Genomic DNA, 10099 nt, shown 5'->3' with positions numbered 1-10099 from the left:
AGGGTATTCAACCAGGAGATCCTGTCTTTACGGATCAACTGGGAGATTTTTTTTTCAGGATCAATTCCCGCCCTATCCAGAAGCGCCTTTGTTAGAGCGTCGGTCAGTTCTTTCCGGGCCAGGCCACTACGAGCCGTCTTTTTTCCTGAATACTGTATCCTTTCAAGGATTTCCTGATCCAGTGCATCCCGGTTCATATCAGGAAGCCAGCAAAGGCGCAGTTCATCCCCTTCCTCCATGATGCGGCTATTATTCAGGATAACCGGTCCTGAAAATCCCTTGTGAGTGATGAGAAGATCTCCATTAAAGGATGCCGATTTCTGCCCCTTACGAAAGAGATCGATGGAGACAGACAGAGCCGTACCGGAACAGATCATCAGGGGAAAGGGGTTTATGAAGACGGGAGTCAGTGCCGGTCGGGGAGGAACGAGTGTATGACCCAGGCTGCGGGGCAGATTATAAGCCTCTCCGGTTGAACCGGTTCCCGTGTAGGATTGACCTCCGCTGGCCAAAAGAACATTTTTGGCCCGGAAGAGCTCCGTATCAGACCTGATCAGAAAAATATTATCCTCTTTTACAAGAGACAGAACCCTTTGTTTCCATCGTATCTGCCCACCCTTCCGGCAAAGAGCAAGGAGAAGATCCCGGACATCCCGGCTCTTACGGCTGGCGGGAAAAAATTTCCCGTCTCCCCGGTCTGCACAGGGAAGTCCCTGCTTCTCAAAATAGGAAATCAGAGCTTTGTTGTCAAAACCAAAAAGGGCAGGTTTTACAAACCTGAAGGCCTGTCCGTATTTTGCGGGAAATTCAGCAATCTTACAGCCTTGAGTCAGATTGCATTGACCCGAACCACTGGCCAGAAGTTTCAATCCGCACTCTTTCATACTTTCGAGGATGCAGAAGTTCAGCCCCGCTTCAGAGGCCTGTGTTCCGGCAAACAGTCCGGCGGCGCCTCCCCCGATGATGACAAGATCAAAAACCATAATCCCTCCCTTTCCTCACTATAATGGAATAGACTGGTCTGGGACAGAGATTTTAACCGGGAACCCACTGGCACGGACTCCCTTCTGAGTTTATGATTAGAGTAGCGGCCCTCATCTGTAGGACCAGTCCTACAGAAAGAAAGTATCTATTCCTACTGACAGCAGAAAGGACACAGGAGAAAATACCCTATGTCTACAGAATTATATGAATTGAAAACACTGAACCTGAAACATCAGTGTGATAGGATACAACTCAAGGATTTTCTGGAAAGGGAAGACCTCTCTCTGGATGCGGATCTGGATTATGCCCTGTGTATAAGCGATGGGGATAAGATCATAGCCAGCGGATGCGCCGCAGGGAATGTACTGAAATGCATTGCCGTCAATGAGTCCTACCAGGGACAGACCATCACTAACCGGATCATGACATACCTCAGATTAAGAGCCTATCACGAGGGGTTTGCCTCATTATTTCTCTATACTAAACCTGAAAATGAAGCCGTCTTTAAAGATCTCGGGTTTTTTCTGATAGCCAGCTCTGAAAATGCCATCCTCATGGAAAACACTAGTGATGGATGCCAAAGGTATATCGACTCGCTGGTGCTGCCGGAAAACCGGAAAGAAGCCGCAGCACTGGTCATGAACTGCAATCCTTTTACTCTGGGTCACCGGTACCTGATTGAGAAAGCCTGCAGGGATCACGAAGTTGTTCATCTTTTTATCCTCAAAGAGGATCTTTCGGTTTTTTCCTTCAATGACAGAATGAACCTTGTACGCAGGGGGACAAAAGACTTGAAGAACCTCTATATCCATGAAGGCCGGGACTACATCATATCCAGAGCTACTTTTCCCAGCTATTTTTTGAAGGATCAGAAGATTCTGGATAGAAACCACGCCCTGCTGGATCTGGATCTGTTTTCAAAGAAAATTGCCCCCTCATTGGGAATCACCACTCGGCTGGTGGGTGAAGAGCCCTTCTGTCCTGTTACATCCCTCTATAATTCTCTTATGAAAGAAATTCTGCCCCCCCGGGGCATCAAAGTCGTTGAGATTCCCCGCAAAGAAGTGGAGGGAGCCGCGGTGAGCGCTACCAAGGTAAGAAAAGCTCTTGCCGTGGGAAATATAGACCAATTAAAAAACTGGGTTCCCCCCAGCACATATTCGTTTTTGATATCAGCCGATGGAGCCCGTTACGGGAAGATGATAAGGGAGAAAGAGCATGAAGATCATGAAAACAGGCTTAGCCGGAACACTGGAGTCCAGTGATGTCCTGATTACAGTAGACAGCAATCCGGAAAAGGGAAGAGAGATAATCCTGAGCAGCATCGTCAAAAGACAGTACGGGAAACAGATCCTCAAGGTTGTGAATGAGACTCTGGACCTGCTGTCCATCGAGGATGTAAAAGTCCGCCTGGAAGACAAGGGAGCCCTGGACTGCACCATCCGAGCCCGGCTGGAAGCCGCCGTTTACAGAGCTTCAGGAAGTGAAACTTATCCCTGGGAGAAACTCTCATGAAACTCAGACGCACCATGCTCTACGTCCCCGGTAACAATGCGGGGATGATGAAGGACGCTCATATTTACCGCTCCGATTCTGTCATGTTCGACCTTGAGGACTCGGTCGCTGTGACGGAAAAAGACTCGGCCCGTTTTCTCGTATTCAATGCTCTAAGCACCCTGAATTATGAAGGAATCGAAACAGTGGTCCGTATCAATGGCCTGGACACTCCCTACGGCAGGGACGACATTAAGGCGATGGTCAGAGCCAGGCCGGATGTGATCCGTCTGCCCAAGACAGAAACCCCGGAAGATGTCATCGCCGTAGAAAAGCTTCTGGAAATAGAAGAAAAAGCCTGCGGATACAAGGTGGGCAGCATCAAGATGATGGCAGCCATCGAGGGTCCCCTGGGGGTATTGAATGCCTACCAGATTGCCATCTCCTCCAAACGCCTCATCGGCATTGCTCTGGGTGCGGAAGACTTTGTCACCAGTATAAAAACCAAGCGCTCCCCCGGTGGTATCGAACTCCTTTTTGCCAGGTCACAAATCCTGATGGCCGCCAGAGCCGCCGGTATATACGCCCTGGATACGGTCTACTCAGATGTGAATAACGAAGAAGGATTTTTAGAAGAGGTTAGGCATATCAAACAGCTGGGATTTGACGGAAAGTCGGTCATCTCTCCCAGGCAGATCCAGCCGGTACATAAAATATTCTGTCCCACAGACAAGGAAATTGATCATGCGATCCGGGTCATTCAGGCCATCAAGGAAGCAGAATGCCGCAGTTCAGGAGTCATCTCTCTGAATGGTAAGATGGTAGACAAGCCCATTGTGGACCGGGCCCGGGGAGTCCTGGAAATGGCCCTGGCCACAGGAATACGCATCAACGAACTGGAGGCATACTGCGATGACAATGATTAAAAACACACTGGGCCGGGAGATTCCCCTGGAAATGAATGGGGAAACTCTGAAACCCTTTGATGGGGCCTTCAAACACACTCCCCTCATCCGCCAAGACAAGGGAAACCGCCAGCTGCCCCGTCTGAACAAGATGGTAGAAACCATTGAGCAGGCCGTTATGAAATCGGAACTGAAAGACGGAATGACTGTAAGCTTTCATCACCACTTCCGTTCGGGAGATTTTGTTCTGAACATGGTGATGGATGTCATCACAAACCTGGGTATTAAAAACCTGACGGTGGCCTCCAGTTCCCTGACTCCTGCTCATGATGAGCTGATCAGACACATTGAAAAAGGGACGGTCACCCGCCTGATCACCAGCGGGGTGAGAGGCAAGCTGGCGGAGTTTATCTCTGCAGGAAAAATGGAAACTCCCGTTCTGTTCCACAGTCATGGAGGAAGAGCCCGGGCCATAGAAGTCGGGCAGATAAAGATTGATATCGCCTTTCTTGGAGTTCCTTCCTGTGATGTCTACGGAAATGCCAATGGCTACTCCGGGCCATCCGCCTGTGGTTCTCTGGGCTATGCCATAGTAGATGCCAAACATGCGGAAACGGTCGTATTCCTGACAGATTACATCGCCGAATATCCCAACACCCCCTTCAGCATTGACCAGGATATGGTTGACTTCATTGTGAAAGTAGACTCGGTAGGGAACCCGGAAAAAATCAGTACCGGTGCCACCAGAATCACCAAAGATCCCCGGGACCTTCTCATTGCCCAGAACGCGGCGGACCTCATTGCGGCATCCCCCTATTTTGAAGATGGATTCTCGATGCAGACAGGATCTGGAGGTGCCGCTCTGGCCACCACCCGGTATCTGACCGAACATATGGAGAATAAAAAAATTAAATGCAGCTGGGCCCTGGGCGGGATCACCGCTCAGATGGTCAAGATGCATGAGGACGGATTCATTAAAAGGCTACTGGATGTCCAGAGTTTTGACCAGGAAGCCATCCGCTCCATCGGTCAGAACCGGCTCCATACGGAGATTGACGCCTCCTATTATGCCAACCCTTTGAACAAGGGCTGTGCCGTCAACAAGCTCAACGTGGTCATCCTCAGTGCTCTGGAGATAGACCTGGACTTCAATGTGAATGTCCTGACTGGCTCGGATGGGGTCATAATGGGTGCCTCGGGAGGCCATTCGGATACGGCTGTCGGATCAGGGTTTTCAATCATCGTGGCTCCCCTGATCAGAGGCAGAACATCAACACTCACAGAGAAGGTTATCACCGTGGTGACACCCGGTGAATCTGTGGATGCCTTTGTTTCTGACAGAGGGATTGCGATCAATCCCCGCCGGAAAGACCTCATTGAGCATTTCAAGGATTACCGCCTCCCCTTCTACACCATGAAAGAACTTCTGGATAAGGCGGAACGACTGGTTGGAAAGCCCGACCCAATAGAATTTACAGATAAGATAGTCGGCCTGGTTGAATACCGGGATGGAACCATCATCGATACGGTACGGCAGGTCAAGGCTCTGGATTGATGCCTGATCCGGCAATGATGGCCACTCTGGCATGGGAAGCCATGATCACCGAAGTAGATCTAAGCCCCAAACCGGGTCTGGTTGATCGTCTGAATACGGGGGCACACAAGGATATGGACCGGCATCTTTTTCATAAAAGCGCCCGGGCCATCAGACCCTTTTTTGCAGAGATGGTCCATGCCACACCTGTAGACGGTTCATCCTCCCGGGTCCTGCCCCTTCTGCGCCCGATCGGGATACTGGCAGAGCGGGCCATGGGGAAGGCGACTGAGGGAATAAACACTCACAGGGGTCAGATTTTTTCTCTGGGAGTCTGCCTGGCAGCCTCAAAAAGAGTGCACCATCTCAAGCCCGACCTGCCCGGGCCGGGTTCAGAGATTCTCCTGGAAGCCGGAAGAATCTGCCGGGGAATCACAGAAGAATTGAGAAACCGAAAACTTCCAGAAACGGCCAGTCATGGAGAGCGGGTTTACCAGACTCTACACTCAACCGGCATCAGAGGAGAGGCGGAAGCCGCCTTCCCGTCGGTCCGTCTGATCGCTCTGCCCCTGATGGAAAAGCTGATATCCCAGGGATTCCACCCAGAACAAGCGACTCTGGAAGTCCTCCTGCATCTTTATCTGCACTGTGAAGACAGTACTGTTCTGCACCGCCGGGGAGAAGAAGGGTTATCCCTTTTAAGACGCTCTGCATCCCGTTTCCTCAGTGACCGCGGGATCAGACAGCCTGAATACCTTCAGAGACTGGATGAGATGAACACCCTCTTTGTCAGTGAAAACATTTCTCCCGGAGGCTGTGCTGATCTTCTAGCCCTGACTCTGTTCATCCACAGGATGGGGGAGAAATTTTGAGCGGCAGGATGGTGACCCTGAAGGACATCCTGGAAAGCCGGGACCGGAGAGAACAGCAAAGGCGCACTCTCCTGCAGACATCTCTCCTGACTCTCCTACAGTTGAGTGTGAACATTCCAGGCAGCCGAAAGAACAATCCCATGATCAAGGAGATATTCCGAGAAGGCCTGAATTCTCTCTCAAAAGTACTGAAGGAAGAGATCAGGAGTTCCCACATCAATGAAGAGCTCATGACCGGGCCCGAAGGGTTTCTCCTTCTGGATCTGGAACCAAATCGGGCCAAGGGAATCTGTAGTGCCCTGGAAAACGACCACATCCTGGGCCGGCTGTGGGATATGGATGTATACAGATCCACAGGAGAGCTTCTCTCCCGGAGGGATTTATCTCTTCCTTCCAGGATGTGCTACATCTGTGAGAGACCAGCCCATGAATGCAGCCGATCGGGAAAGCATGATTCCCGGCAGCTGGAAGAATATATTCTCAATCTATACCGCGTATTTCAGAGCATAAAATCAGATACTGAGTTAAAATAATTGTAATGAAAGTACTTTTCCTGATCCTGATGCAGACTCTCCTGATCCTCCCCTCCTTCCTATGGGGAGAAGAATTCAGATTCTCCAGCCTCACCATGGAAGATGGTTTATCCAGCAATTCTGTGTACTGCATAACCCGGGACTCCAGCGGGTACCTCTGGTTTGGAACATTCAGCGGGCTGAACCGTTACGATGGTCAAAAGATAACGACTTTCAGACCCAGGACCGGTACTCCCGACAGCATCAGCGGGTCGGTCATCTTCGCGATCCTTGAAGATAGAAAACAGAATATCTGGGTCGGAACCGATGGAGGTGGGCTGAACCTTTTTAACAGAGAAACCCTGGGCTTCAGCCATTTCAGAAATGACCCGAAAGACCCCTTTAGCATCCCGGGCAATCAGATCTTTGCCCTGGAGGAAGGCCAGGATGGCCGCCTTTGGATTGGAACGGCCGGGGGAGGTCTGGCTTTTTACAGGGGAGAGGGACGATTTTTCATACTGAATGAAAAGAACTCCCGCCTCATGAACAACAGGATCAGAACCCTCTACAACGATCATCAGAACAGGCTCTGGATCGGGACAGAGAAGGGCCTCTCCGTTTACAATACAAAAAGCGGTGATTTTGAAAAGGAAGACAGCATAAAAGGGTGGAACCTTCTGAACAACCTGTTTATCAGAACCATCATCCCCGATGAAAAAAACGGGTTATGGATCGGGACGAACAGCGGTCTGTTCCTGTATAAAGACAAGGAAATACGGGCCTTTCCTCTCCCGGAAAAAACCGCGATACGATCCATTACATCTGATGGAAACCGGCTCTGGGTCGGAACAGAACGTTCAGGGATTTTTCTCTATAACTATGAATCGGAATTCTGGACCCATCTTCAAGAGGAACCAGGCGGGCTGTCTTATAACAAAATCAGGAGTCTTTACAGAGACCCCGACGGTCTGATCCTGGTAGGAACCCGCGGAGGAGGGGTGAATATTTTCAATCCCGCATCCACACAAATCACAAATTATCTGAATGACGGTGATCCCGGATATAACCTGAAAAAGAAATCACAGATTAGACAGATGGTGGAACGATCAGACGGCAGCCTCTGGGTCGCCACGGACGGCGGCGGTATATCCGTCATTGACCGGAACAGCGGCAGGATTAGCTGGAAGGATGTGAATGCAGCAGATATTGATTCGGAAAACGATCAGGTCTATTCACTGCTGGAAGACAGCCGGGGGAATTTCTGGATAGGAACAGACGGGGCAGGCCTGTATACAATCCCTCCCGGGGGAATGATTGATCAAGCCCGGCCTGTCCCCCTTCCTTGGGGTGAAGATCAGAACTCCTACACAGAAACAATCTGGGTTCTTCTCGAGGACTATGAGGGAAGCCTTTGGATTGGAACCGAGGGTAAAGGGCTGTACCGTCTAAAAGAGGGGGAATGGACCCAATTCAAACATGAGCCGGGAGAACCGGGACATTTGAACGGGAATGCCGTCCGCAGCATCTTTGAAGACTCAAAGCATCAGCTTTGGGTCGGAACCTGGGACGGAGGACTAAACCTCTATCAAAAGGAATCCAACAGCTTTAAAAGTTTTGTCCGCTCCCCCTCCCGAACAGAAAGCCTCAGTGACAACAGTGTCAATGTCATCTTTGAAGACAGCCTTCATCGCCTCTGGATCGGAACAGCCGGAGGGGGTATCAATATCTTTCAGCCTGAAGGTATGATCTTCAGAACCATCACCAGCCGGGAGGGACTGTCGGGAGACAATATCTACGGGATTTTGGAAGATGATACCAAAAACATATGGGTCTCCACAGACAAGGGGCACTCCAGAATTACTCCTGTGGAAGAACATATTCTGAATTTCAGTGAAGCCGACGGTCTGGCCGGCAATGAATTCTCCCAGAATGCCTACCTGAAAACAAAAGACGGGACTCTCTTCTGGGGAGGCCCCCGGGGAATATCCAGTTTCCACCCGGAACAATTGATCAGAAAACAGACAGCTCTGGCAGACATCATGATTACCGGACTGAGCGTACACAACCTGCCCATAAGAATAGGTCAGGAAATGGATGGTCTGATCATTCTGGATAAGGATATCTCCCTCAAAGAAAAAGTTACCCTTCCCTTTTCAGCCAACAACCTCACCATTCAGTTTTCTATCCTGTCCTATATAGATCCGGGGAAACACCACTTTTCGGTTCAGTTGAAGGGATTGGAGGAGAGGCCCCGCTTTCTGGGAAACAGGAATGAGGTCAGCTATGCCTCTGTCCCGCCAGGCCTCTATGAGCTGGTGATATTCGGTTCCGATCATAATGGACAGAACAGCAGGAAATCCCTGGCGATTCAGATACTGACTCCCTTTTGGATGAACCTCTGGTTTTATCTTGTTTCAGGAATTCTTGCGACTCTGATCATCAGTCTATTTGTCTGGTTGCGTCTCAGGGACCTGAAAAAATCCAATGACCAGCTGCGCAACTTTTCAATGCATATGGAACAGGCCCGTGAAGAAGAGAGGAAGGCCGCTGCCCGGGAATACCACGACGAACTGGGTCAGCAGCTGACAGCCATGAAGTTTGATCTGTTCTGGTTGAATAGTCACCCCGAAGCCGAAGGGACCATTCGGACAGAGAAGATCTCCTCCCTCCTTGAGATAGTGAATGATTCCATCGGATCTGTCCGCAGTATTTCCACCAGCCTCAGGCCAAAGGCTCTGGACAACCTTTCCCTGAAAGAGGCTCTGGAATGGCAGAGCCGGCGATTCCGGAAACGAACAGGAATCCCCCTGAGTCTTCAAATCAATCTGAAAGGGAAAATCTTTCCAGAATCCGAAATCGAAAGAAAGACCGCCATTTTCCGCATGTACCAGGAAATCCTGACAAACATCATCAGACATACAGCTGCCTCTCAGGTGAATGTCAAGGTGTTCATGGAAAACAATGCATTCTGTATGATTGTCCATGATAACGGAACGGGAATCAAACGGCAGAGTAAAACGAGAATTGACGCCTTTGGTCTCATCGGCATGAGAGAGCGCTGCCGCCACTTGAATGGAAGCTTTTTTATTGACAACCACCCGGAGGGGGGAACAATGGTAAGAATTATTCTCCCAGTAAAGGATGCAAACCATGCATAAAATACTAATTGTTGATGATCATCCTCTGGTGCGCCGGGGCCTCTGTCAGATTCTTCAGGAGTCCATCTCACTCAGCCGCCTTGATGAACTCTCCAATGGAGTTGATGTTCTCTCCAGGCTCTCCAGACAGCTCTACGATGTGATCATCCTTGACATATCCCTGCCGGGAAAGGACGGCCTGGAGGTCCTCAAAGATCTGCATATTCAATATCCTGAAATTCCGGTTCTTATACTGAGCATTCAATCGGAAAGCCAGTATGCCCTCCGGGCCTTAAAACTGGGAGCATCTGGATGCTTAAACAAGGCCAGCGCCCCGGAAGAACTGGTGAAAGCCGTCAAGGAAGTCAACAAGGGAGGCCGCTATATCTCTCCCAAGGTGAGCCATCTCCTGCTGGAAGACTATCAGGGCGACCACAGCCAGATGCCTCACAAACAACTCTCCGAACGGGAGTACCAGGTGATGATCATGCTGGTGGAAGGATTAACAAGCGGGGAAATCTCTACAAAGCTCAACCTCAGCATCAAAACCGTCAGTACCTATAGAGCCAGGCTGCTGCAGAAGATGAACCTGAAAAACAATTCACAGTTAATCTATTATGCGGTAAAACATAACCTCATATCCCAGAACTAAGAATCAGAC

Annotated in this window: 9 protein-coding genes; 8 read left to right on the top strand and 1 reads right to left on the bottom strand. The window is 50.1% G+C overall.

What is annotated here, in order from left to right; translation table 11 throughout:
- The coding region (locus tag PF479_RS01120; protein ID WP_298001377.1) for an aminoacetone oxidase family FAD-binding enzyme at positions 1-983 on the bottom strand (983 nt) is incomplete at its 3' end.
- Between the two features lie 189 nt (positions 984-1172).
- On the opposite strand from PF479_RS01120, the gene citC reads away from it, so the two are divergent.
- Genes citC through PF479_RS01080 form a run of 8 tightly spaced genes read left to right on the top strand, consistent with a single transcriptional unit; the run spans position 1173 to position 10090 of the window.
- On the top strand, positions 1173-2249 hold the full coding sequence (gene citC / locus PF479_RS01115; protein ID WP_298001376.1) for a [citrate (pro-3S)-lyase] ligase: 1077 nt from the start codon (positions 1173-1175) through the stop codon (positions 2247-2249).
- Positions 2203-2499 carry a citrate lyase acyl carrier protein gene (citD, locus tag PF479_RS01110; protein WP_298001373.1) on the top strand — a complete coding sequence of 99 codons (297 nt, stop codon included), beginning with the start codon at positions 2203-2205 and terminating at the stop codon, positions 2497-2499. Before citC ends, citD begins: the two co-directional genes overlap by 47 nt.
- Positions 2496-3404: a citrate (pro-3S)-lyase subunit beta gene (citE, locus tag PF479_RS01105; protein WP_298001371.1), complete on the top strand. Its 909-nt coding sequence runs from the start codon at positions 2496-2498 to the stop codon at positions 3402-3404. Before citD ends, citE begins: the two co-directional genes overlap by 4 nt.
- Positions 3391-4938 carry a citrate lyase subunit alpha gene (gene citF / locus PF479_RS01100; protein WP_298001369.1) on the top strand — a complete coding sequence of 516 codons (1548 nt, stop codon included), beginning with the start codon at positions 3391-3393 and terminating at the stop codon, positions 4936-4938. Before citE ends, citF begins: the two co-directional genes overlap by 14 nt.
- Positions 4938-5789 (top strand): triphosphoribosyl-dephospho-CoA synthase, encoded by an 852-nt coding sequence (locus PF479_RS01095; RefSeq protein ID WP_298001367.1) that lies wholly within the window; start codon positions 4938-4940, stop codon positions 5787-5789. Before citF ends, PF479_RS01095 begins: the two co-directional genes overlap by 1 nt.
- Positions 5786-6322: a citrate lyase holo-[acyl-carrier protein] synthase gene (citX, locus tag PF479_RS01090; protein WP_298001365.1), complete on the top strand. Its 537-nt coding sequence runs from the start codon at positions 5786-5788 to the stop codon at positions 6320-6322. The genes PF479_RS01095 and citX overlap by 4 nt, the downstream gene beginning before the upstream one ends.
- Before the next feature lie 5 nt (positions 6323-6327).
- Complete coding sequence (locus PF479_RS01085; protein ID WP_298001363.1) at positions 6328-9459, top strand: sensor histidine kinase; 3132 nt, start codon at positions 6328-6330, stop codon at positions 9457-9459.
- Positions 9452-10090 carry a response regulator transcription factor gene (locus tag PF479_RS01080; protein ID WP_298001361.1) on the top strand — a complete coding sequence of 213 codons (639 nt, stop codon included), beginning with the start codon at positions 9452-9454 and terminating at the stop codon, positions 10088-10090. Before PF479_RS01085 ends, PF479_RS01080 begins: the two co-directional genes overlap by 8 nt.
- The last annotated feature ends 9 nt before the right edge of the window (positions 10091-10099 follow it).

It is taken from the genome of Oceanispirochaeta sp. (assembly GCF_027859075.1).
In the GTDB taxonomy this organism is placed as follows: Bacteria; Spirochaetota; Spirochaetia; order DSM-2461; family DSM-2461; genus Oceanispirochaeta.
Note: the sequence above shows the minus strand (reverse complement) of the source record. Positions and strands in the feature narration are given on the sequence as shown.